General features: G+C 62.2%; 20 protein-coding genes and 2 pseudogenes. 15 read left to right on the top strand and 7 right to left on the bottom strand.

The genetic code is table 11. The annotated features are described in order from the left end of the window. Positions 1-4: 4 nt before the first annotated feature. The gene (locus AC1DKV_RS24400) at positions 5-5512 is read right to left on the bottom strand and encodes a trifunctional serine/threonine-protein kinase/ATP-binding protein/sensor histidine kinase (protein WP_477138187.1); all 5508 of its coding nucleotides are present in this window, start codon (positions 5510-5512) and stop codon (positions 5-7) included. A 278-nt stretch (positions 5513-5790) separates the two neighbouring features. Further along, positions 5791-6606: an SLC13 family permease gene (locus AC1DKV_RS24395; RefSeq protein WP_441621720.1), complete on the bottom strand. Its 816-nt coding sequence runs from the start codon at positions 6604-6606 to the stop codon at positions 5791-5793. Between AC1DKV_RS24395 and AC1DKV_RS24390 the strand changes: the two genes are divergently transcribed. From AC1DKV_RS24390 to AC1DKV_RS24380, 3 genes are all read left to right on the top strand, one after another. After that, positions 6600-6914 carry a hypothetical protein gene (locus AC1DKV_RS24390; RefSeq protein WP_477138206.1) on the top strand — a complete coding sequence of 105 codons (315 nt, stop codon included), beginning with the start codon at positions 6600-6602 and terminating at the stop codon, positions 6912-6914. The two genes, AC1DKV_RS24395 and AC1DKV_RS24390, sit on opposite strands and share 7 nt — an antisense overlap. Before the next feature lie 212 nt (positions 6915-7126). Next, positions 7127-8179 carry a porin gene (locus AC1DKV_RS24385; protein ID WP_477138186.1) on the top strand — a complete coding sequence of 351 codons (1053 nt, stop codon included), beginning with the start codon at positions 7127-7129 and terminating at the stop codon, positions 8177-8179. Between the two features lie 72 nt (positions 8180-8251). Continuing rightward, positions 8252-8761 (top strand): GlcG/HbpS family heme-binding protein, encoded by a 510-nt coding sequence (locus AC1DKV_RS24380; protein WP_441643522.1) that lies wholly within the window; start codon positions 8252-8254, stop codon positions 8759-8761. 49 nt (positions 8762-8810) lie between these two features. Here AC1DKV_RS24380 and AC1DKV_RS24375 read toward each other — a convergent pair whose 3' ends face one another. After that, on the bottom strand, positions 8811-9590 hold the full coding sequence (locus tag AC1DKV_RS24375; protein ID WP_477138185.1) for an alpha/beta fold hydrolase: 780 nt from the start codon (positions 9588-9590) through the stop codon (positions 8811-8813). Positions 9591-9896: 306 nt separating this feature from the next. Between AC1DKV_RS24375 and AC1DKV_RS24370 the strand changes: the two genes are divergently transcribed. The 3 genes from AC1DKV_RS24370 to AC1DKV_RS24360 all read left to right on the top strand — a co-directional run bounded on the left by AC1DKV_RS24370 (position 9897) and on the right by AC1DKV_RS24360 (position 12801). Beyond that, positions 9897-10904, top strand: a complete 1008-nt coding sequence (locus tag AC1DKV_RS24370) for a Bug family tripartite tricarboxylate transporter substrate binding protein (protein ID WP_477138184.1) — start codon at positions 9897-9899, stop codon at positions 10902-10904. A 34-nt stretch (positions 10905-10938) separates the two neighbouring features. Beyond that, positions 10939-11589, top strand: coding sequence for a c-type cytochrome (locus AC1DKV_RS24365; RefSeq protein ID WP_477138183.1), 651 nt, complete (start codon positions 10939-10941; stop codon positions 11587-11589). Between the two features lie 75 nt (positions 11590-11664). Next, entirely contained in the window at positions 11665-12801 is a 1137-nt protein-coding gene (locus AC1DKV_RS24360; protein WP_477138182.1) for an acetamidase/formamidase family protein, read from the top strand. Positions 12802-12826: 25 nt separating this feature from the next. Here AC1DKV_RS24360 and AC1DKV_RS24355 read toward each other — a convergent pair whose 3' ends face one another. The 3 genes from AC1DKV_RS24355 to AC1DKV_RS24345 form a co-directional block, all read right to left on the bottom strand. After that, positions 12827-13690, bottom strand: a complete 864-nt coding sequence (locus tag AC1DKV_RS24355; protein WP_441621649.1) for a helix-turn-helix transcriptional regulator — start codon at positions 13688-13690, stop codon at positions 12827-12829. A gap of 188 nt (positions 13691-13878) precedes the next feature. Then, positions 13879-14925 carry an Ldh family oxidoreductase gene (locus tag AC1DKV_RS24350; protein ID WP_477138181.1) on the bottom strand — a complete coding sequence of 349 codons (1047 nt, stop codon included), beginning with the start codon at positions 14923-14925 and terminating at the stop codon, positions 13879-13881. After that, a complete protein-coding gene (locus AC1DKV_RS24345; RefSeq protein ID WP_477138180.1) occupies positions 14922-15809 on the bottom strand; it encodes an alpha/beta hydrolase in 888 nt (295 codons plus the stop codon). Before AC1DKV_RS24345 ends, AC1DKV_RS24350 begins: the two co-directional genes overlap by 4 nt. 963 nt (positions 15810-16772) lie before the next feature. Between AC1DKV_RS24345 and AC1DKV_RS24340 the strand changes: the two genes are divergently transcribed. The 9 genes and pseudogenes from AC1DKV_RS24340 to AC1DKV_RS24300 all read left to right on the top strand — a co-directional run. Continuing rightward, positions 16773-17711, top strand: a complete 939-nt coding sequence (locus tag AC1DKV_RS24340) for a dioxygenase family protein (RefSeq protein ID WP_441621643.1) — start codon at positions 16773-16775, stop codon at positions 17709-17711. Between the two features lie 60 nt (positions 17712-17771). Continuing rightward, on the top strand, positions 17772-18521 hold the full coding sequence (locus AC1DKV_RS24335; protein WP_477138179.1) for an SDR family NAD(P)-dependent oxidoreductase: 750 nt from the start codon (positions 17772-17774) through the stop codon (positions 18519-18521). Positions 18522-18554: 33 nt separating this feature from the next. Continuing rightward, positions 18555-19439 carry a beta-keto acid cleavage family enzyme gene (locus AC1DKV_RS24330; RefSeq protein WP_441643521.1) on the top strand — a complete coding sequence of 295 codons (885 nt, stop codon included), beginning with the start codon at positions 18555-18557 and terminating at the stop codon, positions 19437-19439. A gap of 49 nt (positions 19440-19488) precedes the next feature. After that, positions 19489-20466, top strand: coding sequence for a quinone oxidoreductase family protein (locus tag AC1DKV_RS24325; protein WP_441621638.1), 978 nt, complete (start codon positions 19489-19491; stop codon positions 20464-20466). Next, complete coding sequence (locus AC1DKV_RS24320) at positions 20463-20813, top strand: cupin domain-containing protein (RefSeq protein ID WP_441621637.1); 351 nt, start codon at positions 20463-20465, stop codon at positions 20811-20813. The genes AC1DKV_RS24325 and AC1DKV_RS24320 overlap by 4 nt, the downstream gene beginning before the upstream one ends. A gap of 77 nt (positions 20814-20890) precedes the next feature. Beyond that, positions 20891-21034: pseudogene (locus AC1DKV_RS24315) on the top strand (porin); the annotation flags it as partial. Positions 21035-21155: 121 nt separating this feature from the next. Beyond that, on the top strand, positions 21156-22082 hold the full coding sequence (locus tag AC1DKV_RS24310; protein ID WP_477138201.1) for a tripartite tricarboxylate transporter substrate binding protein: 927 nt from the start codon (positions 21156-21158) through the stop codon (positions 22080-22082). A gap of 66 nt (positions 22083-22148) precedes the next feature. Beyond that, positions 22149-23183, top strand: a complete 1035-nt coding sequence (locus AC1DKV_RS24305; RefSeq protein WP_441621635.1) for a LacI family DNA-binding transcriptional regulator — start codon at positions 22149-22151, stop codon at positions 23181-23183. Between the two features lie 72 nt (positions 23184-23255). Beyond that, a pseudogene (locus AC1DKV_RS24300) lies at positions 23256-23675 on the top strand (plasmid pRiA4b ORF-3 family protein); the annotation flags it as partial. Between the two features lie 157 nt (positions 23676-23832). Here the strand turns inward: AC1DKV_RS24300 and AC1DKV_RS24295 are convergent. After that, positions 23833-24390, bottom strand: a complete 558-nt coding sequence (locus AC1DKV_RS24295) for a hypothetical protein (RefSeq protein ID WP_477138205.1) — start codon at positions 24388-24390, stop codon at positions 23833-23835. Positions 24391-25163 lie beyond the last annotated feature (773 nt).

The following is a 25163-nucleotide window of genomic DNA, read 5'->3' as shown; positions in this document are numbered from 1 at the left end:
GCATCTAGTCTTGAGGCGGCAGGGTGAACTGAAACACGGCCCCGCAAGGCGCGTTGGGGCTGGCCCACAGCCGCCCTCCATGTGCCTCGACGATCAACCGGCAGATCGCCAGGCCCATGCCCAGACCTTCGGCCTTGGTAGTAAAGAACGTCTGGAAAACCCGCTCCGGATCTTCCGGCTCCAGTCCGATGCCAGCATCCTGAACGGCAACCAGCACAGCGCCGGATGCGTCGAGGCTTGACCGAATCAGCAATTCCCGCGGCCGCTCTGCCACCTCTTTCATTGCCTCGATGCTATTCATCATCAGGTTCAGGAGCACCTGCTGCAACTGCACCCGGTCACCCACAACCGGCGGCAGGTCCGGCGCCAGCTCCGTCCGGAGCAGGACTTGATGGCGGCTTACCTCTCCCCGKATGAGGCCAATCGTGTCTTCGATAAGGGTGTTCATGTCAAGGTGCACCGTGACGGCGGCCGTCTTCTTAAGCAGCGCACGCATTCCTCCAATCACTGCGCCAGCCCGATGGCCATCCTGAACGACGCGCCCCAACGTCTCTCGCACCTCGGCGAGATCGGGCGGCTGGCGAGCGAGCCAGCGCAGGGCCGCATTGGCGTTGGCGACGATGGCGGTCAACGGCTGGTTGACCTCGTGAGCGATCGAGGCGGTCAGCGCGTTCAACGTCGTCACGCGGGTAACGTGTGCCAGTTCGGCCTGTGCCTGGTGCAGTGCCTCCTCGGCGCGCTTGCGCTCGGTTAGATCAAGTATGTAGGAGACACCTTGGTCCCCACCCTCTTCGAATGTCGCGCACCCTAGCAGGACGGGCACGCGGCTTCCATCCTTGCGGAAGAACTCTTTTTCGAACGGCGGCAAGGTCCCGTTGATCCGAAGGTCCTGGAGCAACCGTGCGTCACGCTCGCGCCAGTCCGGGGGCGTCAGGTCCGTCCAGCGCAAGGGGGCTGAGGCGAGGTCCTCGCGGTCGTAGCCCAGCATGCGGAGGAACGCGTCATTGGCCTCGAGGATTCGGCCGTCCAGGTGCCAGATACAGATCCCGATGATGTTGGCCTCAACCAGGCGCTGGATCTTCGCTTCGCGTTGTGCGAKATCCCGATACAAACAAGTAATCTCCAGGGCGATCGCGGCCTGCGAGGCGAGCATCTTCAGCACGGCGGTTCGGCTCGGCGCGAAGACGCGTGGTGAGAGGTTGTTCTCGAGGTAAAGCACCCCGATGAGCTTGGCCTGTGTGAGCAGTGGCAGGCAGAGAATCGATCGGGCATGATGCTGCAGAATGTACGGATCGGCGGAAAATGGGTTCTGTGTCGCGGCATTGTCGAGAATAATGTTCTCGCCGGTGCGCAAGACATAGTGGAGCATCGATACCGGCAGCGCAGTCGCAGTCACGCTCTCGTCGCGGAGCTGCACCGTGACAATATCGCCACCGGTCGTAGCCTCTGCTGCGATGCGCTGATCGGCCCCTCGGGGCAGGATCAGCAGTCCCCGTTCCGCGCCGGCCTGTTCAATCGCGGTGCGCATGAGGGTGTCGAGTAATTTGTCCAGGACGATCTCGCCGGACACAGCTTGCGACACCGCAATCACGGTGGCGAGGTCCAGGTGTTCGACTGGCGCCCCKATCGTCGTCGTCGGTGCGGGTGCTCGCTCTTCCCCCCAGAGGTGCGGATACAACGCATCGAGTTGCCGCACCTTACCGCCGGCGCCCCAGCGGAGATAGCCATGGCGGGCATCCTGCAAATACACGCGGGCAATCTTTTCAAAGCCACGCGCAGCATAGAATCGCGCGGCCAACTCGTTGGCGAGTGCCTGGTTATGGATGAAATCATTGTCCTGTGCAGAGCGGATGGCCTGCTCGTAGAGGCCCATTGCATCAACTTCGCGCCCATCGAGGCGGGCGATTTCCGCGCCAACCAGTGCGGCTCTGTTCTCGAAATTCTCTGGACAATGCTCGGACCAGATAAGGAGCTGGCGATGATGTACGGCCAATGCCTCCAGGTGCTGGGTCCGTTCTGGCGCGGCGGCCGTGCTGCAGCATGCGGCCCGCGCCAACGCTGCGTAGAAGTGGTATTCCGCCTGCTCGAAGAACGATGGCGATGTCCAGAGGAGACTTTCTGCCCTGTCCGCCGCCGTTATGGCGGCTGCGTGGTCGTCGGCGAGGAGGCGTGCCTGCAGTTTTCGGATCCAGTACCAGCAGGTGGCGAGGGCGGGGCCCGGAGCCTCATCCAGATACCGCTCAAACTGTTCCTCGTTGAAATCATCATCATCGAAGACGCCGAAGATCGGGGTCAGGCCGCGCAGAGTTCGCGCTAGCTGGAGCTGGGGGGTAACCCGGTCGACGGCGAGACCGAACCTCGCCMGGCGCGCGAAGCCGATCGCGGCCTCGGCTTCGTTCTGCACCTCGGCAAGCGGATCGCCGCAGGCGAGCAACTGCGTAATGAGGTTGTTGCGCGCGAAGGACGCATAGGTAAGGTCACCAAGCTTGCTGGCCACGTCGAAAGCGCGCCGCACCAGGCTGCGCGAGGCACGGATGGGTTGCGTCCATTGCATCACGTGGCCKCCGAAAGCCTGGTAGACGCGGGCCCTGAAGCGGTCCAGCCCGCGCTGCTCGACCAGGTTCAGGCCGAGCTGGCCGAAGCGGAATGCCGCCTTGTARTCGCCGGACCGAGGCCMCRGGAGCATGCCGAGCCAGGTATAGGCGAGGCACGACGCGTCGCTGTTGCCATGCTCGAGGCTGAGGTTTGCCATCCGTCCGATGATGAGGGAGCCCAGGTTCACGTCGGTGTACCAGGCCGGCAGCATTAGCGCGGTCAGGACATCCATTGTCTCGCACGCGACCGCATTGGTCATCATCGGCAGGTCGAGCAGCGCCTCGATCGGGCGGTCGCCAAGTTGCCGCCACATCCGATCGTATTCCTGCAGAACCTCCTCATCTGTCGGGTGTGCCGAACACTGGACGCCGGCCCGGTACAGGCTGTCGAGGCCCACCTCGACGGCGCGCTCGCGCTGGCCGAGGGCCAGAAACAGCTCCAGCCGCAGCTGGGTGATGGAGGCCAGATCGGGGAGGCTGGCGGGACGGCACGCAAGCTCGGCCAGGCGCGCGTCCGCCGCGGCCGACGCGCCGGTCAGAAATTCGCATTMGGCGAGATGGAACTCGAGCGCGAAAGCAAACTTTGGCCGGTGCTTCCAGGCGTCCCCCTGCACGAACGCTGCACCGGCGGTGAGATAGGTTAGCGCCGAGGCGTAGGCCGTGGACGCTTTGGCGCGCTGGCCGGCGAGCAGATTCAGCTCAGCCACTTGCTCCCGCTCCTCGGCCGCGGTGATAAGGTCGGCGCCACGGTTGAGCTGGCCGACGATCTCGAAGACACGCTCAGCTATTGCCTCGGGCGGCGTGCCCGCAGCGAGCTGTCTGCCAATAGCGAGGTGCGCTGCCGGCCGCGCGCCTTCAGGAATCAGGGCGTAGGCCGCCTCCTGGATACGATCGTGCAGGAATCGGTAGATATTTCCCAAACGCAACACAAGTCCGGCGCGTACCGCCGGCCACAGGGCCGCGTCCAGCTCCGCCTCGCTGGCATCCTGGACCATGGTCAGGATGGCGATCGGCGCGTMATTACCGAGACACGCCAACTGCGTCAGGGCGTTACGGGTCGCCGCGGGAAGGCGTCTCAGCTTGGCGAGCATGAGATCGACCACATTGTCGGTGAAGCCCTTCGCCCGAATCTGCTCAAGGTCCCAGGACCAGCGCGCGCCACGATGATCGAAAACGAGCAGCCCCTCTTCGCTCAGGGCGGTGAGGAACTGGATAGCGAAAAATGGGTTACCGCCAGTCTTCTCCTGCACCAGGCGGGCCAGAGGTGCGGCGTCCCCAGTTGCGCAATGCAAGGCATCGACGATGAGTCTGCTTACATCGTCGAACCSAAGGGGGCAAAGTGCAATGTCATTTACCCGCCCCCCGGCCTGGCGGATTGCCGACAATCGCAGTAGCAACGGATGTCCAGGCTTGACTTCATCATTCCGATAGGCTCCGATAAGCAGCACGTGGCGTACCTCCGGCTGGGTCGCCAGATACTCGAGCAGATCAAGTGTTGCCGCATCCAGCCACTGCAGGTCGTCGAGAAAGAGTGCCAGCGGACGCGCGGGTTGAGCAAAGACGGCAAGCAGGCGCTGGAAAACCATCTGGAATCGGAGCTGTTCGTCGCGCGGCGGCAGCTCCGGAACCGGCGCCTGCGGCCCCAGAATCAGCCCGAGCCCGGGTATGAGCGGCACCATGAGGCCGCCATTCGGGCCCAGCGCCTCCGCCAGTGCGGCGCGCCAGGGCGCCAAGTCGGCCTCGCTCTTGCCCAGTAGTGGGCGGACCAGATTCTGGAAAGCCTGTGCCAGCGTCGCATACGGGATGTCTCGCTTGTACTGATCGAACTTGCCCGAGGCAAAGAGACCATTCCTGAGAGCCAGTGCGMTGCGCAACGCAAGCACGGCCGAGGTCTTCCCGATACCGGCGTAGCCGGAGACCAGCACAATCTCTGACGTGCCCTGGGTCACCACCCTATCGAAGGCTGCGAGCAAGGTCTCAATCTCGCGCTTCCGTCCATAGAGCCGCTCCGGAATCAATGGGCGATCAGGCAGGTCGTGCTCGCCGAGCGGGAAGGTGTCAATGCTTCCCCGGTTTTCCCATGTGGCCAAACTGCGCCGTAGATCGGCCTCCAGCCCCGCTGCGGTCTGGTAGCGCTCCTCCGCCGTCTTGGAAAGCAGCTTCATCACCATGGCGGAAAGCAATGGCGGGATCGACGGTACCCGTTCCGCCGGCGGGGTTGGCTGTCGGGCGAGATGGCTGTGCAACAGGTCCATCGGGTCGTCGGTGGTGAACGGTAGCACGCCCGTGAGCATTTGATAGAGCGTGACGCCGAGCGAGTAGAGGTCACTCCGCGCGTCGATTGGCCGGTTCATGYGTCCGGTCTGCTCGGGGGCCATGTAGGCCAGCGTGCCGGCGATCTCTTCCGGTGGCGCCAGTGCCTGGCGCTCGCGCGACTGGCGCGAGGCAATGCCGAAGCCCGTGAGCCGCGCCTCGATAGCGGCATCGTTCACCAGTATATGGGCCGGCTTGATGTCCTTGTGTATAAGACCCCGCTGGTGGACCTGGTCCAGGGCCGTGGTGATGCTGATGGCCAGGCGCAAGAAACGGCCTACCTCCATGGGGGCGCCCAGTAGCCCGGCAAGCGGCTCGCCGCCGGGGTCCTCAAGCAGCAAAACAGTCCGACCATGTTCCCGCACAAGCTCTAGCGGCCGCACCGCCCAACTGCCGTCCAGCGCGCCCTTCAAGTCGTATTCGTGTGCGAGGCGAGCGAGGCTAGAGGGCAGCGGGTGCTCGGCCGCGGGCCACACAGCCAGCACAGCCTTCGGCTCGCCATCTGGGCCGAGTCGCGAGCCTCGACCGACAACGCGATCGCCGTCCTCCCATGCGACCTGGAAGCCGACGCCAGTCTCAGTACCGAAAGAAAATAATGAGTTCATCTGCCCTGTTCCACTCTCAAATCGGTAACTGCCATTGCTGTCTCTGGACCGGATCCGTCGAACAAATGTTTCTGCTACTKTCGTACGGGTGAGCTGGTCTTGGTGGGCGATTTTGCCACGGGCTATGCMTTCATGCTTCGCGCGCGCATCTCGCATCACATTTTCTATTGCAAGGGCCGCACTCGCGTCMCTTGCGACGGCTTTACAGGCTCTTGGGTTGCTCGCGCAACGTTTCGAGCGAGAACACGATCAACAGACCGCCCTTGGGTTACCCCGTTTTATCGGACACCCATTAGCGGGACGGTGTCAAGTGAGCAAAGGACACCCGCGTCTGCTTGAGCGACCGATTTTGAATTCGAGTATCCGAATGCAGTGGCCCGAACTCGTCCGTTAATGAACAGGATGCCGGACAGCGAACTGACCAAGGCAAGGAGCGGTCCAGCCAGCTCGTGCTGCGCCAGCGGTAGTAGCAGCATCACGGCCGGCACATTCGATACGAGGTTCGACAGAAAAAAGGTGGCCCCGAATAGCGGTGCAAGCCGGTCGAGGTGAAGACCGGCAGCGGCGAGGTCGTTGATGACGGCGGCGGTGACGCCGGATTGCTGTAGCGCATGATTGACCACGAAGAGCGCCATGAACAGGATCAGGAGCTCCCAGTCGACGAGGCCAAGCGTCCGAGTGGAATGCATTTTGCGGTTCATCAACAACACGCCCGCGCCGATGAGCGCCACGTGCTCGCGCGGCCAAAGCCCGACAAGGAACGCCACGAGTAGCACTGCCGCAACTGCGAGTCCCTTGGTAGTCTGCCAGCGGTCCAGCGGCACTTCGTCGGCACGCCGTGCCGCCTCATCAAACGTGCCCGCAGCGCTTGCGGGAGCCGACCTGCGACCCTTTACCTGCCAAGTAATCAATGCCCAAGTTGCCAAAAGTCCGAAGGTGACTGGCACCATCGCCTCGCCAACATAGGCGAAAAACGGCATGTGCAACGTCTGGCCGATCAGCATGTTCTGTGGGTTCCCGATCAATGTGGCGGCGGAGCCAATATTGGAGGCACAGGCAAGCTGGTTAGGCGGGTCAACCCCGTTGGATGGAATTGGAGCGCCAGGGTGCCCACACGCGGATCGATGTGGATGACATCGTCGATGCGCATCTGAGGGCGCAGGACGGCGACGCGTACGCGCAGCGCCACGCCGACCGCGAATCGCAGACGCTGCGGGCCGGACAGGGTCCGCCGCAGGTGTATGCCGCTCACGTCGGTAATAGTCAAGGTCACGAGGGTGATCTTGCCCGGATGGCGAGCCTCGTTCACATCGGCGCCGAACTTGCCCGCATCTTTCGGTTGGCTGTCCAGCACAGTGATGCTGGCTGGCCCGTCGAGATTTTTTCCCCGTCGYGACTCTGAACGGCTGTCCAAATCCGGCTTTCAAGCCTGCGGTTCCCCATTGGCTTAACGCGCCTGGCAATGACTTGAGCCGATGTCGCATTCTGCACACCCTTCCAATTGACGGGACGATTGGGTTATTACCCGCCGAGCATCAACTCATACCCTTGCTTCACCGGTAAAAGGCCGGAAGGAACCATATCGTCAATCAGGACGGAGCAGGAGGAGAGCGCATGAAGAGGATGGGAGCACTCTGGGTAATGGCGGTTGCAGCGGTACCTGGCATCGCGGCAGCAGAATCGGGGGTAACCCTGTATGGTGTAGCCGATCAGTACATGGAGTACGTCAATACCGGTGCGAGCCATGTTGCGCGCGTGGAAGACGGCGGCCTGTATCAGTCGCGCTGGGGCCTGCGTGGCAAAGAGGAACTGGGGAAGGGCGTATCCGCGGTCTTCACGCTGGAGACCGGCCTCGCACTTGACAGCGGCACAGCGCAGCAAGGTGGTCGTCTGTTCGGGCGCCAGGCCTGGGTCGGTCTGAGCAGCAACGAATGGGGCGCGGTGACACTCGGCCGCCAGAACACGCCGATCTACTACATCGAGGGGCAGGCATCGGCCTTCGGCTTCTCGCCATATGGTCCCTTGGGACGCCTGCAGAATAGCGGTCCTGCTGGCAGTAGCTTGACCGCACGTGCCGACAACTCTATCCGGTACGAGAGCCCGGAGCTTGGCGGGCTGCAGGGGAGCGCCATCTACTCGTTCGGCGCTGAACGGACCGACGCCCCACGTGATGCCGACACGTTGGCGGCCGGCAGCCTTACCTATTCGCGCGGTCCCCTGTGGCTGGGCGTCGCATACKAACGCACCTACAGCATTAGTGCCGTGGCGGGTGCCGATCGGGACGAGCGCGCACTTGGCGCCACCTATGAATTTCCCTTGGTGAAGCTGTTTGCGAACGTGCGCCAAGCTACGCGTTGGGTACCTGGGCAATCTACCCTCAAGGACCGCGGATTCCATATTGGCGCCACCATTCCTGTGGGCGGAGCTGGCCTGGTGCTGCTGGCGTATGGCTTTCAAGAATCGGTGGGCACACCGAATCGTGGGCAGCAGGCCTCGATCGGCTACCAGTACGCCATGTCGAAGCGCACTACGCTCTATGCCAACGCAAGCAAGATCTGGAATACGAATCTTGCAAACTACACGTTCTCCAACATCCCGAACGGGGTCACTGCGACCAGCGTGAGCGATCCGCGCGGGGTCATGATGGGCATKCGGCACCTCTTCTGATCCAGGCCGTCAGGCCGGCACTGGCGCCGGCCTGATACGGTGCCTCGAAGAGACATCAATCATAGGAAAATCATGAAGCTTCCCGGTATCGCCTTGGTCTTGGGCATGCACTTTATCTGCGCGTCGGTCGCGTCTGCGGCAGACACGACACAGTTGCAGACCCTTAGCGCGGACGCAGCGGTTCGGCTTACGGATGCCGCCAGTCGCTTTGCCAAGGACCGAAAACTAGCTGTCAGCATTGTCATAGTCGACGCTTCCGGCCATTTTCTAAGCGGCGTAAGAATGGACGGGGCGCCGTTTGCGACGTTTGATGTCGCACGCGGCAAGGCAATCGCTTCAGCAGCGACTGGTGGAGTGTCTGGAGCCGAGCTTGTAAAACGATATCAGGCAAACCCCATCGTTTTCGGCCAGATGAGCTCCCTTGTGTATGGCGGACCGGTCTTCCCGTCGCAAGGGTCCCTGGGTGTATATGTTGAAGGCCGGTTTGTCGGCGCAATCGGAGTCAGCGGCGGGCCCTCGGATGCGGACGAAGAGGTCGGGCGCCGCGGCTTGGCAGCAATCGGTGCCACCGAGGCCCCCTGATCTGATAGCCTGCCCCGAGCAACTCGGGGCACGTKACATATTGCGTCAGTTACAGGCCGTGGCGCTGGATCAGGAATCGCTCGATCCGCGTAGCAAGGTCCACTGGGGCTTCATCCATCGGATAGTGTCCGGCGTTTTGTATGACATCGATGGTCAGATCGCGAAACGCCTTCCCGTACGTCTGTGCCATGACATCAGTGGTCAGCGACGGGTCATGCTCACCCACCAGCAACAGCGTTGGGATGCTGGTGCCCGCAATGTCTGCAGAGAGATCGGTGTCCGCCCAGGCCCGGAAATAAGCGGCAAAGGCGTTGACATCGGCATGCCGCGTTGAAGCGCGGGCCATCCTGTCCACCCAGTATCGGCTCAGACGATCGCCGGTCGAATGGTTGAGGACAGCGGCTCGTGCTTCCAGTTCGTTCGCGGCGCGCTCGAACAGGGCGCGTGTCGGCGCGTCGAACGGTGTCGGTGTCGGCGGCACCGGAGCAATGCCAACCATAGCTTGGACCCGGGTGGGGGCCAGCAAGGCGACGCCTTGCATGGCCTTGCCTCCCATGGAATGACCGATCAGCGAAAAGCGATGCCAACCCAGCTCGTCGCCCAAGTTCAACACGTCCGTGGCGATCTCCTGCAAGTCAAACCTGCCCAACATGTTCTGCCGGGTCCCATAGCCTCTGTAGTCGATGAAGGCGTAGGTGAATCGCTCGACRTCGAGTACATCTACCAGGGGCCCCCAGCCTCGTGCATGACCGAACCACCCATGCAGGGCGATAACATGGTTTGGGCCGTGGCCGATGGAGACCACATCTTTTTTCTCGGTGTKAAGCATTACGTTTCCTCCCCTTATCGATGGGCGTCCATATTGCATGACGGCCGGCGTCACCAGCGATCCGCCTGCAAGTTCTCGGACCATCCGGTAAGAACCTGTCCATGCGGCATGCKGCAGTGGCCGGCGGATGTATCGGAGCCGCAGAACGGAGGACGTTTTGGTAAACGGCTCCCCAAATTGGGAAGCGACTTCTGCTCGAATCAGTAGAGTACGAATCGGGCAAACGCAGCCGCCCACGTACAGAGATTCACGAGGAGATAAGAGTCAATGCCAAGTCGAACGTCTTCAACATTTCGCACCGCACCCATGAAGAAAACCAAGCGTGTCGCCGTCGTTGCTGCGGTGATCGCGACACTGTCGGCGGCGATCGCCGGGACGTGGGCTGGCGCCGCCAGTGCGGCATCGGCTGACCCCAGCGCACAGGCCAACTGGAAGCCGTCGAAGCCCATGGTCTTCATCGTGCCGTTTCCGCCGGGCGGCATCAATGACGTACTGGCCAGGACGGTGGCACAGCGCCTGTCGACCACGCTGGGACAACCTGTCGTCGTGGAAAACAGGCCAGGTGCGAGTGGCAACATTGGTGCGGAAGCGCTGGTACGCGCTGCGCCAGACGGCCACACCATTGGCATTCTGAACAGCATTCATGCTGTCAATGYGGCGTTCTATCGAAAGCTTCCGTATGACGTGACGCGCGACGTGCTGCCTGTCGCGCCGCTGGGCGAATCACCGCTGGTGCTCGTCACGAATCCAAACACGCCTTACAAGTCTGTCCCTGAGTTGATTGCCTACGCCAAGGCCAACCCCGGCAAGATCAACTACGGCGGCCCGGCCAGCTATCCGCTCGAAATGATCAAGACGATGGCCGGGGTCGACATTACCAATATTCCCTACAAGGGCAGTGGCCCGACGATCAACGACATGATCGCTGGTCACATTGACCTGGCGACGGGCCCTCTGCTTGAGTACATTCCGCATGTGAAATCGGGCAAGCTGAAGATGTTGGCCGTGGGTGCCGCGAGTCGTCTCAAGACGTTGCCAGGGGTGCCGACAGTAGCAGAGAGTATTCCCGGCTACGACATCACAGTCTGGTATGGCGTATTTTGCCCCAAGGGCACGCCGGCACCGGTGGTGGATACCCTGCGGTCCGAGATTCGCGCGATCATGAACGATCCTGCTATCCGCGCAAAGATGGAAGGCTTGAGCGTCGACACCGCCTTCAGTCAGGCCGGCGTGGCCGGGCTGACTACGCGACTGACGCGCGAGACGCAGCGCGCGCATCAGATCGTAGCCAAGACCGGTGGATATCTGAACTAGACAGGGCGACGACCCTGTTGCGAGGAGCTCAGACGTGAAACTTCCCATGGTTCGCCGGCGGCTGATTGCCTGCACGCTGGCGTTGTGCGCGCTGGCCTTGCCGTCGCTCGCTCAAGCGGCGTCGGAATCGAGCGACGCGTCACCCGCGCGGCTCGTGGTCGAGCAGGTATGTGCCGCGTGCCATGGCATCACTGGCCAGAGCACCGGGAAAGGCTATCCGAGTCTGGCTGGCCAKAACGAGGACTATCTGTTCAAGCAACTGCGGCAGTTCAAGGGTGGCGCCAACGGGCCGGCGCTACGTCAGGACGCCACCATGGCTGCAGTGGTCCAGAACATGAGCGACGCGCAGATGCGCGAGGTGGCGCGCTATTTCAGCCAGCAGCCGCCGGCGCACGGCCAGGCCGCCCGGCCGCAACTGGTCGAGGCCGGCAAGGCAATCTACTGGAAGGGCAATCCCGCCAGTGGACTGCCGGCTTGTGTTTCGTGCCACCGGCCCAACGGAGAGGGTATCGCGCCCGACTTTCCGCGTATTGCAGGCCAGCAGCCAGACTACGTGGTGAAGCAACTGCACGCATGGAAGTCGGGCACGCGCGGCGGGCCGGGCAAGCTAATGAGCCTGCTGGTGCCGCTGATGACCGACGAGGAAATTGTCGCGGTTGCGCAGTACTTGGCGCAGCTTCTCTAATTTGTTGCACATCGCCGTCCAGCACCGAGCTGATGCCCGGATGCCCGGATGGCTCAATGAAAGGAAATCAAAACCATGAAGATCGACAGGAGACACTGGCTCAAGGCAGCCGGCGCGCTTGGACTCGGTGCCGCTGCGCTGGAAGCGGGAGCTCAGGCGACGGCAGGGCGGAGYGTGCCGCCTGCTGCGCCAGGTACCAATGCCCTGCCCGTGATCCGGCCCGGCAAGACCCACCGGATCGAGTCCGCCAACGAAACCGTGCGCGTCGGCATTCTCGACCCAAAAGCCGCGCCCATCGCCAGCATCGATTCGGGCGATCTTGTGAAGTATCCCAATACATGGGTCAACTGGGCAAACGGGGCAGAGTATGGCATGAGCTACGAGGATCGAGAACCTGTGCGCAAGCGATTTCCGCAGGGACCGTACTCGAACATCGGACCAGTTGAAGTGCGTGGGGCGATGCCCGGCGATGTGGTGGAGTGCCGGATGGTCAAGTTGCGTCCAATTGGCTGGGGTTGGAACTCGGCGCCCAAAGGCGTCGRCGCGCTGCCGAGCGATTTTTCCAAGCCGTACCTGCGCTATTTCAAGTTCGAAGAGAACCGTCAATACACCGAGTTCGCGCCGGGCATCCGCATCAAGCTCGCGCCGTTCCAAGGCGTGATGGCCGTGCAACCGGCGGGCGACGAGCCGGTCAGTGGCATTCTCAGCGGCCCGTACGGCGGTAATCTGGTATTGCGGGAACTGGTCGAAGGGACGTCACTGTTCCTGCCCGTCCAGCGGCCAGGTGCGATGGTCTGGACTGGCGATTCGCATGCTGCGCAAGGCGACGGCGTGGTGAATCAGACCGCCATCGAAACAGCGATGGAAGACATGCAGATCCAGTACATCCTGCACAAGCAACGGCCCCTGGCGCTGCCAATGGCGGAGACGCCCAGTCACTGGATCATCCTTGGCTTCGGCAAGAACCTCGATGAGGCGCTGGTCGCGAGCCTGCGGCAGATGCTTGACTGGGTAAKCGCCGCGACCGGCATGGATCGACAAGATGTCTATTCGCTTGCCAGCATCACCTCGAATTTCCGCATCACGCAGTATTCGAACCAAACGAACAGCAACTACACTTCGATTCCTGCGAAGACCGTGCACGGCATGCTGCCAAAGGCTATCTTCGATGCCGCGATCCAGGAAAAGCTGTCACGTTCTCTACGCGGCTGAGCGCAGTGCGTGCCGGGCGTATGCCTCAGTCCGCCGCCGCACTGCCTGGTATGCCGGTGCGGCGGAACTCCGAAGGGCTGAGTCCCAGGTGTTGGACGAAGAAGCGCGTAAAATGCCCTTGCGCGCTGAATCCGAGTTGATGAGCGACGTCACCGATGGTGGCGTGCCTCTCTGCCAGTAGCTGCGTGGCGATGCCTATGCGGATCCAATCGAGATACTGTTGAGGCGAGATGCCCATGCAAGCCTTGAACTGGTGGAAGAGCCGGCTGCGGGACATGCCCACGGCGCTGGCGACCATATCAACATTAGGATTCTCGCTCGCGTGGCTCCGAATGAATTCGGTCGCACGCTTTATCCGATAGTCCAGTGGCCTCGTGTTTGCCAGCACTTCGGTCATTGACCTCCGCTGGAGATGATCGGCGGACACTTTGCGCGCCAGCTCCGCGATGGCAACCTCGCAGTCGAACGCCCCGATTCTTGCGTCGTCAGTCAAATCGCGGGCCAGGTACGTACCAAGCATCATCAGCGACGCGATGGTATCTGCATCCATTCGTACCTGCGTGTCACGGAATCGTAGCGCGATGGCTGGATTGTCCACGCCGAGCGTCCGGCCAAGCCATTCCGGGTCCAGCAGCAAAGCCAGCAATAGGGAAGGCGGTCCTTCCTTCGAACTCTTCGCGTGGGTCTCCCAAGGGTTGATTAGAAGGGCGCAGTTGTCGGTAAGCGTTGCTGGTTGATTGTCAATTTTGAAATGTGCGTCCGTGCCACCGATCTTGAAGATCAGATGAAATTCCGCATGGGCATGGGCGACCAACGGTCCCGAGATGCGATGCAGGGTGGCACGACCAAAGCCGCCGTGGACGATCCGTATCTGACGGTCTTTTTCCATTCAAGTGTCTCCTCAAACCGCCAAGAGGGCAGGCGGACAAACCGTAGACACGAAGCGCACAAATTGCTTGTGCGCCCACCACGAGCCCCCCTTTTTGGTGCAAACGTTTGCAGCGAGATTATGTCAGACCCGCGATATCGTCAAGGGAGATGTTGTTTTGTGCTTTGTCAGCCCCACGGCGCGCATTGCTATACCCAGGGAGTGCAGATACCTGCCTGGCGGGCGAGGTTCCGGAGCGCGTCTGCGGTCGCCGGCGCCAGCGCAATCCCGTTGACGCTGCGCTCCTTTGCAGCGGCATGGCCGCGCTCTCCAGGCAGCCGTGGAGGCCCCTCGGCAGAAGCGGGGAGATCGTGGATGGCAGTTGTCAGATCGGCTAGCTGCGCATGAAACACGGCTGGGTCGACCACCTGGGCGATGTCCACAACGAGCATCCACGCGTTTTGCGTGTGGCCACGCGCGGCGGTTCCGGCCTGCAGCGCCGGCGCCAGGATGGGGTGGGCGGTCAGGAGGCTGCACGCGATCTCCGCCATCAGCGCCAAGCCGGAACCCTTCGGGCCGCCAAGTGGCAGCGGGGTCGTTGCCTTGTGCGGGTCGGTGGTCGGATTGCCCATGGCGTCGATTGCCCAGCCCGGCTCAAGCGCTTGCCCGCTAGCACGTGCCTGCATCAGCTTGCCGAAAGCAATGGCACCCGACGCCATGTCGAACACGATTGGCGAGTCCAGTCCCGGGCTCGCCATTGACACTGGCGCTGTCGAGACGCCTGCCACAGCGGCGCCATGGTACGCCATGAGTGGTGCCGACGCGGCCATCGCCATGGCGAACATTCCTGCGCCGGCCACATGCGCTGTGTGAAACCCAAGAGCGCCGGTATGCGTCGTCTCCCGCAGGAGCACCAGACTGGCACCGCTTTGCCTTGCGCCGGACATCGCTCGCCCGGCGGCGAAGCGCATGCCCAGCGCGCCGGCGCAGCGATCGCCTTCGACGACCATCAAGGCGGGCAAATCGAGCCCGACACGCGKATGCGCCTGACCATTCATCTCGCCGGAGGTCAACCACGCAATGTACTGCGGGATGCGAGATACGCCATGTCCTGGCGCACCACGCATGTCAGCCCATACCAGGCCTTCTGCCACGAGGGCCGCAGCCGACCCCTCAAGGCCGGCGGAGACTAGCAGCGCTTTGGCAAGGGCTTGTAGATCAGTGCCGCTGGTCAAGCTTGGTGGGCGCGCAGTCATGCCGCCTCCGAACGCATGCTGCGAGCCGGGAAGAATTTGTGCAGCCATTCCGTGACAAGATTCAGCGCCGCACGGTTGTCATCGGAGAAAATGAAGTGATCGATTTCCGACAGCAGATGCAACTCCGTCGGCATCTTTGCGTTGCGGAACAAGCCGATCGACTGATCCGTGGGGGTAACTKAATCATCCGCAGGGTGCAAAAGGAGGAGCGGACGCGGAGCGATGTTGCCAACCACGGCATTTGGCTGGAAGCGCAGCATGCTTTCTACCACTTCGAACGGGAATTCCATAAAACTCCCAGCAGGCAGATTGCTACGCATCTCCGGAGGAATTGGCACGATATCGAAGCGCGAGACCTGCATCGAATGGCCAAGAGCCAACTGCGCACGGCCCTTTTGCACCATTGCCTCGAAGCGCTCCCAGGCACCCGGACCAGCATGTTGCTGGCGGAGTTTTGCCGCCCCGTCGCCCCAACCGGCTGATGATATGCAAGCGCCAATACGAGGATCCACGCCGGCTGCATGGACGGCAACAGCAGCCCCGAAACTGTGCCCCATCACGGCAATTTTCGCCGGGTCCACTTCGGGCAGGCTCTGCAAATAACTGACAGCGTTGAGCGTATCGCAGACTTGATCCTCACACAGTACCTTGCCACGTTMGCCGTCGCTCGTGCCACAGCCACGCATGTCAAAGCGTAAGACCACATAGCCGAGCAACGAAAACAGGTTTGTGGCCAATTTCACCATGCCGTCATCCTTGTTGCTGCCGAATCCATGCAAKACTGCGATGGCAGGGCGACGTTCGCCATCGGCGAGATCGGCGGGCAAATGCAAGGCCCCCGTGAGTTGCAGTTCATCCGACTCAAACATGACTTCTTTGTGCATCCTGATTTCTCCGTGTTCATTGGCATACGATCTTCTACGAATTCGCCCTTTTCCTGGCTGCCCAAGCATCCACGGACTTACCGGATCGTCCGCTTAGTTTTCGGTTGCGTCGCTCGGGTTCGAACTGTTTCGCTGCCCTGATGCGCGAAGAATGCAGAGTCTGTAATGTTCCCTTCTGATGGCAATAATGTGGGCGGGGCGGCGCAATGGCCACACGCTTTGTCAGATCGCACGACTGTTCGATCACTCTCCCTCATCTGTACAAGGTCTTCTTGCGAGAACTGATGTGAGACAGCCAGCACTATTTTCTGACAGCGGAGAAGGCAGCCTGCAAACAATGCCGGGCTTTAAAATCGAAAAAGATAATGTCAAATGTCGTGTGCGCAATATGGCACATTAGCCTCGAAATTTTCGGCTGGAACCTGAATAAGACACTAAGATAAAAATTCAACCTCGCCCGCAGGGGCATTCTTTGGCTGAGGGGGAATCATGTTAAGAAAGCTCGCCGCAGCGATCCTTTGCGTACTGACGCTTGGCGTGTTTGGCTGTGCCAGCCAGACGCTGAGCGCCCAGCAATCGCAGCGATTCACGACGGATCCGTATAACTACGATTTAAGCAAGAATCTATGAGTCGGCGGCATGCCGACGAGAAACCGGCGCACCTGCATCTGGCCTTCACGGCCGAGAGTCGCCAGCAGGTCGCCGTGGTCTATCGCGCGAATTGCTATGCCGCCTTCGTCATTGGCCCGAACGGGCACAACCTCGGAGAGGTTTGCCACGCTGAGGCCTGAATCCGTTCCCAGCCATGGCTAGGGTTTGACCGGATGCCATCGTCGGCGCCTTGATTTCGCGGTGTTTTCCACGCGCAAGTAGATATTCAGCCACTTTCCGTCTCCGCTTCCGTGCTTGCCATTCGCGCGGAACCGATCATAATGCAAACGTTTGCAAAAGAAGGAGATGGTTATGGAGACGAAACACGCCAAGCCGGCGCCCAAGCCGGTCAGTGCGCTTGCCCTGATCGAAGGGGAGGCGTCGGTGACCGAGGTCGTCGTGCAGGCAATGGCAAGGACGGAGGACGATCGCCTGCGGACCGTGATGGCCGCGCTGGTATCGCATTTGCACGCCTTCCTCCGCGAGGTCAGGCCCACCGACGAGGAATTCGAGCGAGGCCTGGCGTTCATCGCCGCGCTGGGGCACGCGACGCACGCCACCAACAATGAAGTCGTGCTGGCCGCCGACGTACTCGGCCTGTCGACGCTGGTCACGACGATCAACAACAGCACGCAGGGTGGCCGCACGCCCGGCGCGTTGCTGGGACCGTTCTATCGCGCCAATGCGCCGCGCTACCAGTGCGGTGACTGCGTGGTGCAAGACGACTCTCCCGGCTTGCCATTGTTCGTCAGCGGCACGGTGCGTGCCACGGACGGCTCGGTGTTGCCTGGTGCGATGGTGCAAGTCTGGCAGGCGTCGCCAGTCGGCCTGTATGACAACCAGGACCCGCGCCAACCCGACCGTAACCTGCGTGGCATGTTTCACGCGGATGCCGACGGCAACTATCACTTCCGTACGGTGCGTCCCGCCGGCTATCCGGTTCCCACCGATGGCCCGGTCGGCACGTTGCTTGCCGCCCAGCACCGGCATCCGTATCGGCCCGCGCACATCCATTTCATCGTTGCCGCACCGGGATATCGCACGCTCGTGACGCAGGTCTTTGCCGACGACTCCGACATCCTGGAGACCGATGTCACGTTCGGTGTGCATCGCCAACTCGTCGGCGCGTTCCAGCTTGTGGACACGGGGCTGAGCCCCTGGGGCGACCTGCCCGCGCCGTACTACACGCTGCAGTTCGACTTCACTCTCGAACCCGGCGAGCAGACGTTTCCAACACCTCCGATCGGCTGATGGACTGATCKACTGATCGACTKATACACAAGGCTGTCCACCTATTCACTGCGCCACACCATGACCATTACTACACTCTCCGGCAAGGTTGCCGTGATCATTGGCGGAGCCGGCGGTATCGGCTTTGCCACAGGCCGCGCGCTGGCCAATCTGGGCGCCAGCGTGGTGCTGACCGGTCGCAATGCCGATCGCACCGCGAAAACGGTCGAGGGCCTGCCTGCCGGCAACCATATGGCCGCGTATGCCGAGGTGGCCGATAGCGCTTCGCTTCGGGAGCTGGCTGCCGATGTGCAGCACCACTATGGCCGCGTGGACATTCTCGTCAATACGTCAGGATTCACACGCGCCATTCCACACGGCGATCTCGACGCCCTCGACGACACCCTGATCGACGAACTGTTCGCAGTCAACTGGCGGGGCCAGTTCGCGGCGATTCGTGCCTTCGCGCCGGCATTGCGAGCCGGGGGCGACGGCCTGGTCGTCAATGTTGGCTMGATTGCGGGCCGCACGGGGCAGGGCAGCAACGTTGCGTATTGTGCCGCCAAGGCCGGCCTCGACGTGATGGCGATGTCGCTGGGCCGGGCGCTGGCCCCCGAGATTCGCGTCCTCAATGTTTCTCCGGGCGTGGTCGATACGGCCTTTGTACCCGGCCGCGACAGCACGTTCAATGACCGGGCCGCCAAAACCACGCCGCTGCGCCGCATCGGCCATGCGCAAGACGTGGCGGATGCCATCGCTGCATGTGCCACGTCGCTGCGGTTCGCCACGGGCACCACCATTGTTGTCGACGGCGGCCGCCAGCTCGGCTGACTATTCCTCAAGCCCTTATTTTTCGAATTGTCCATGCACGCAAGAAAGACCATCATTACCTGCGCGGTGACCGGCAATATCGTGACACCCGAGCAGCACCCCGGCTTGCCAGTGACGCCGGCCCAGATCGCCGACGCCGCGCTCGAGGCCGCCGAGGCCGGCGCTGCGGCTGCGCATATTCACGTGCGCGACCCGAAGACTGGGCGGCCATCGATGGAGCTCGACTACTATGCCGACGTCATCGACCGGATTCGCGCCCGCAATCGCAGCCTGATCATCAATCTCACCACAGGGCCGGGCGGACGCTTCGTGCCCGACGAGAACGAACCGCGCGTGGCCGCGCCTGGCACGACGCTGTTGCATCCGCTCAAGCGCGTCGCGCATATTGCGGCCTTGCGTCCCGATGTCTGCTCGCTGGATCTCAACACCATGAACTCGGGTGCGGATGTGGTGATCAACACGCCGGCAAACGTACGCAAGATGGCAGAAGTGATCCGCCGGGCAGGGGTCATGCCCGAGCTGGAGATCTTCGACTCTGGCGATCTGAATCTGGCACTCGACTTCATACGTGATGGCGTGCTCGATGGTCCCGGGCTCTGGACTTTCGTGCTGGGCGTGAAGTACGGCTTTGCCGCCACGCCGGAGACGATCTTTTATGCCCGCAGCATGCTGCCACCAGGCGCGCGATGGTCGGCATTCGGCATTGGTCGCGCCGAATTCCCGATCGTCGCGCAGGCGTGGCTGGCCGGCGGTCACGTGCGTGTCGGTCTCGAAGACAACATCTATCTCGAGAAGGGCGTTCTGGCGCCTAGCAACGCAGCGCTCGTGGCCAAGGCCCGTGACATCGTCAAGTCGCTTGGCGGCGAGATCGCTTCCGCGTCCGACGCGCGTGTGCAGTTGGGCCTGCGCGAAGCCTGACCGTTCCAGAAGTCCCAAATCCTCCACGTTTCTTGTTATCCMATTCATCATGAACACCATTCAGGTTCACCAGAAAGCTCCGACCATCGATGCGCTCGAACTGTCGCTGGTCGGGATGCCGCGACCGGAGGCTGGCATCGGCCAGTGCATCGTCGAAGTGGCCAGCGCGGGCGTCAATCCCAGCGATGTGAAGGCCACGCTTGGCCTGATGCCGCACGCGATCTGGCCGCGCACGCCGGGACGCGACTATGCGGGCGTCGTCATCGACGGACCGAGCCAATGGATCGGCCAGCAGGTCTGGGGAAGCGGCGGCGAGCTCGGCATCCGTCGGGATGGCACGCATGGCAAGTACCTGCGCATCGGCATTGACGCCGTGCGTGCCAAGCCGGAAACGCTGTCGCTGATGGAAGCCGGTGCGGTGGGCGTGCCATTCATTACGGCATACGAAGGGCTGCGGCGTGCTGGCATGCCCAAGGCGGGTGACGTGGTGCTGGTCGGCGGTGGCAACGGCAAAGTCGGGCAGGCGACGATCCAGATCGCCACCGCGCTTGGCGCGCGCGTCTTCGCCGTGGAGCGTAAGGCGGGGCCGTATCGTGGCCACGCCAGCGGCCCGGTGCGCATGATCGACTCCAGCCGCGAGACCATTTCCGACGTGGTCCGCGACGAAACCGGTGGCCATGGCGCCGACATCGTCTACAACACGGTGGGCAGTCCCTACTTCGAACAGGCCAACCTGTCCATGGCAATCGGCGCCACGCAGATCTTCATTTCGACCATCGAGAAGCCGGTGCCGTTCGATATCTTCGCGTTCTACCGGGGGCAGCACACTTACGTGGGCGTGGACACCCTGGCGATGGACAGCCAGGCCTGTGCCGGGATTCTCGACGCGCTGGCTCCGATGTTCGCCACCGGCAAGCTCAAGCCGTTCCCCGTGTTGCCGGACTATACGTATGCGCTGGCCGATGCCAAGGACGCCTATCGCGCCGTGCTGCAAGGCGCCACCGAGCGCGTGGTGCTGACGCCATGAATACGACACGATTTGCGCAGGCGCCGGCCTACTACCCGGCCAACCACGAGGGCATGCAGTGCCTGCGTCTCCAGGGGCATGAGGCGGGCCCTTCGGATGCCTTGTGGATGGGCGTATCCGTCATCCTGCCAGGCGGCCATACCTCGCTCGATGCGTCGCCAGTCGAAAAGCACTACGTCGTCCTGGAAGGCGAGGTCTGCATCCGGACCCCGTCCGAGAGCGTCACCCTAGGGCGGTTCGATTCGGTAAGGCTCGCGCCGGGAGAGGCCCGCCAGGTCACCAATCCATTCAACCTGCCGGCCATGCTGCTGCTGGCGATGCCGTATCCCGCGCGGGCAGCACCGTAGTGTTTTTTGTTTGCCTTTGCAAACGTTTGCACACCATCCATAGAAACAGGAGGAGACCCCAGATGCGAAAGAAGACGTCCAGGCGCACGGCGCTCTACGCGTATTTCAGCCACATCAACAACAAGAAAAACGCGACCTACGACTTTGCCATCAACGAGCTTGGCGTCAAGGCCAGCGCCGATCCGCAAGCGATCGCGTTCGGCATGCGGCACTTCTTCTGACGCCCGGACAGGACATTGTTGCGAGGAGACCATCATGATTCGACTGTTTTTCCGCCCCGTTGCTTTCCGGCCCCGTGTTTTCCGTCGCCTTGCGGCTTTGGCGCTGGCGCTGGCCGCCGCCATGCCGACGCTCGCTAGCGCGCAGCCCCAGTATCCGGCCAAGCCGATTCGGCTGGTCGTGCCATTTTCCGCGGGAAGCGCCACCGACATCCTGGCGCGGATCATTGGCACCAAGATGGGCGAGAGCGGCCATTGGCAGGTCGTGGTCGACAACCGGCCGGGCGCCGGCGGTACGCTGGGCGCCACCACGGTTGCCAAGTCCGCGCCCGATGGCTACACCCTGATCCTGGTCTCGGTGGGGCATGCGATCAATGCCACGTTGTATCCGAAGCTGGGCTACGACACGTTGAAGGACTTCGCCCCGGTATCGCTGGTGGCCTCGGTCCCGAATGTGCTGGTGGTCAATGCCGCCAGTCCGTACAAGTCGGTCCGCGACATTGTCGCGGCGGCGAAGGCCAAGCCGGGCGCGATGAACTTTGACTCGGCCGGTTCGGGCAGTTCCACGCACCTGAGCGGCGAGATGTTCAAGATTCAGGCGGGCATCGACATCATGCACATTCCGTACAAGGGCACCGGCGAGGCACTGACCGATGTGATGGCCGGGCGTGGCGACATGATGTTCGCGCCTACCGTATCGGCGATGCCATTCGTCAAACAGGGCAGGCTCCGTGCGCTGGCCGTGACCACGCCGAAGCGTGCCGCTGCGCTCCCCGACATCCCCGCCGTGGCGGAATCGGGGCTTCCCGGGTATGCATTCGACTCCTGGTTTGGCATCCTGGCGCCGGCCTCGACCCCGAAGGAGATTGTCAGCGCCCTCAATGCCGAGATCGGCAAGGCGCTGGCCGCCCMCGACGTGCGCGAGCGCCTAGCTGCGCAAGGCGCGGAGCCCCGATCCAGCACGCCTCAGGAATTTGCCAGCTATATCCAGGCTGAGATCGTCAAGCTGGCGCCAGTGGTCAAGCAATCGGGGGTGCGCGCCGGAGAGTGACGGGCGCCAGCGCGGCAGACGCTAGAATGGCGCATCTCAACGATCCAGCCTGGCTTCCGCCGTCCCATGTCCGAGCGCAAACGCGTGACCATCAAAGACCTCGCCGCAGAGGTCAATGTGCACTATTCCACGGTATCGCGCGTGATGAACCCCGCGACGCGCCACCTTGTGGCCGAGGAGGTCGCCACGCGCATCCTCAAGCTGGCCGAGGCACGCGGTTTTCGTCCCAACCGCATTGCGGCGGGGCTACGTACGCAACGCTCAGGGCTGGTTGGCGTAATCCTGCCCGATATCGCCAACCCGGTGTTTCCGCCGATTCTGGCGGGAATCGAGTCGGTGCTTGCCAGGATGGGCTATGTGCCGATTGTCGTGAATGCGGGCATTGAGCGTGCCCGCCAGCGCTTTGTCGTCGAACAGATGTTGGCCCGGCAGGTGGAAGGGCTGATTCTCGCGACCGCCGAGCGAGACGATCCGTTGCTCGACTACTGCGTGAAGGTCGGCATCCCCGTGGTGATGGTGAATCGCGGCGAACACACGGGCAGGGCGTCGTGCGTGGTCAGTGACAGTGCGCTGGCCATGGGGTTGACGGTCGACCATCTGGTGTCGTTGGGACATCGCTGCATCGGGCATATTGCCGGCCCGGCCAGTACCTCGACCGGGGAGTCGCGCCGCGAGGGCTTCCTGCACGCGGTCAAGCGCCATCGGCTGCGTCGCGGTGAACATGCGGTCGTCGAGGCTGACAGCTACGCGCGTGAAGCGGGTCGCAAGGCCTGCGCGCAACTCTTCGAGGCCCTGCCTTGCCTGACCGCCATCGCCGCGGGCAATGACCTCGTTGCCATGGGTTGCTACGACTATTTGCGCGAACGCGGCATCCGCTGCCCGGAAGACGTATCCATCGTCGGCCACAATGACATGCCATTCGTCGACGCGCTGACGCCGCCGCTCACGACCATCCGGATACCCGTGCATGACATGGGCGAACAGGCCGCCGAGCTGCTACTGCGCCGGATCGCCAAGCCGCTGACGGCCAGTGTCGTCATCGAACTGCGCCCCGAGCTGGTGGTGCGCGGATCCACGGCGCCGCCGCCGGCCTCCCGGTAGGAGACCGCGCCAAAACGGGGGCGAGCGACCGGACCACCGCCGAGAGGCCAATGAGGCACCTAAAATACGCGCATGGCTTCCGATCCCGGGCCGGCGACCTCCCTCCTTCAACTTCGCATTGCTCTGCGCGGCCTCAGCCCGTCGGTTTGGCGACGCGTCCTCGTTCCCGAGCACTTGACGCTCGGGCAATTGCACAATGTCATCCAGGTCGTCATGGGCTGGGCCGACGAACATCTGCACACGTTCAGTATTCGTGGCCGGCGTTACGGCGAAGTTCATGAGGGCGTCTTGCAGTTCTGCACCGTGGATAACGAACTGCCGCTGACCGCGTTTCATCTCCGCGAACACGAAGGCTTCGTCTACGTGTATGACTTCAACGCGTGGTGGCGCCACGAGATACGGATGGAGCGGCGTATGCTGCGGCAACATCCTGCTCGGCTGCCCCGTTGCGTGGCGGGTTTCGGGCCATGTCCACCCGAGGACATGGGCGGGATCGAGAGGTATCTGGAGGCCAGGGACGAACACAGTGAATATGAGTTCGTCGATTGGATCGAGTCACTGCGCGAAGGGCCTATCGTGTTGGAAGACCTACGCGACGCGGTCGACCGGTGGYTGACTTGGCTGGATCGTCGCTTTGACCGTCAGACCGTCAATGATCGGTTGCGACAACCGCGCCTTGGCAGTGGGTCAGCCCTGTTTCTTCCGGCTCGATTGAAGAGGCATCCGCTGCCTCAAGCGATTGGCCATGCACTTCGTGTGCGTCGCCGCCAGCCAGTACCGCATGCACAGCTACAGTGGCAGCGTTGGCGTCCAGAGGCTTGTCAACGGAATCGCGAGCGTTGAGCGCGGAAACGACTCCGCAGGTCTCCATGTTGGCCGCCGGAAGCACGTAGGTCGTTCCGCTAAGATCGCACGGGAGAGAATCGGTGCCAACGAACATGCTGGCCTTACTGAGCCGAAAACTTGGTGCCCCTCTGTCAGCGTTCAAGGATTTGTCGCTATCGCGGTAAAACATCCGCTGTTGCTGGMCCAGAACGTCACTGTTCCCAACACGCGTGCCGCCGTCGTAACGGTCGGCCAGAGGCTGACCTGTATTGCGAATACCCTCACCGTTCAGCGTATCCATCATCGCCCGCAAGTCTTCAATTTGAGGCGGTGTTAATTCCGCCAGTGCCGCAAACATCTCTCCAACCTGCTCTGAAAACATTGTCCTTCTACCCCGTCTTTCCGCCCCGCAGTCCGTGTCAATCGCCGTTCTGCGGAAACCATGAGTTCTGCCCGATTGCGTGCGCAACTACTTTACACGGCACAAGCCAGATGCCCGAAGAAGGCGCTCTTGGAAATGTGCGATTAGCGGATCTGCTAGGGGCATAGCTGTGGCCGTAACGCCAATGGAATGAGCTGCTCGCAACAAAAACATGCAAGCGATTCCACCGCTTTCCGCGTAATGTGCACCATGTAATACTTGCACCAAACTTTTGTGCATCTTGCGGCACGTGATGGCAATCACTGTCGTCCTATATGTGCCAGGCGGCCTCGCTTTGGATGTATTGAAAATACAACAAAAAGCTGTCGTGAGAGATGGGCATCCACCGCATGTTGTTCCCCCAAAATCGGGCTAGGGGCTTTTCAAGAATCTGCTCGAAGACATCTGCCTTTATGGTCGCCGCGCCGACCAATTCAAGGCGATCAGTCTGTACAGAAATCCTCTGTCGCGGATTGAATGGCCATCGGAGCAGCTTGCCATCGTTCGCCTGAATCTGGGCGCGAATTCGATCGAATGCCCGCCCGACGGGCTGGCGCGGGCGAAGGGAAAGCTGCGCGAAGCGTTCGGGCGGCCACCAAAGCACCGGCCACGGGCCCCGGGCTCGCTTGCACAATTGCATTTGCKAGCTAATGCTTGTTCTCATGTCACCTGCGCGGAGCAACATCATGGACACACGAAGCGAACTGCAAGCCACTGTGGACGCTCTGGTTCAA

The sequence above is a fragment of the Cupriavidus sp. 05T41 genome, assembly GCF_056396525.1.
This window is presented reverse-complemented; position numbering and strand designations above follow the sequence as displayed.

Coding starts and splice junctions, on each gene's coding strand:
- AC1DKV_RS24380 (WP_441643522.1), top strand. CDS start 8,252: ATGAAGCTTCCCGGTATCGCCTTGGTCTTGGGCATGCACTTTATCTGC.
- AC1DKV_RS24355 (WP_441621649.1), bottom strand. CDS start 13,690: ATGGAAAAAGACCGTCAGATACGGATCGTCCACGGCGGCTTTGGTCGT.
- AC1DKV_RS24340 (WP_441621643.1), top strand. CDS start 16,773: ATGGAGACGAAACACGCCAAGCCGGCGCCCAAGCCGGTCAGTGCGCTT.
- AC1DKV_RS24330 (WP_441643521.1), top strand. CDS start 18,555: ATGCACGCAAGAAAGACCATCATTACCTGCGCGGTGACCGGCAATATC.
- AC1DKV_RS24325 (WP_441621638.1), top strand. CDS start 19,489: ATGAACACCATTCAGGTTCACCAGAAAGCTCCGACCATCGATGCGCTC.
- AC1DKV_RS24320 (WP_441621637.1), top strand. CDS start 20,463: ATGAATACGACACGATTTGCGCAGGCGCCGGCCTACTACCCGGCCAAC.
- AC1DKV_RS24305 (WP_441621635.1), top strand. CDS start 22,149: ATGTCCGAGCGCAAACGCGTGACCATCAAAGACCTCGCCGCAGAGGTC.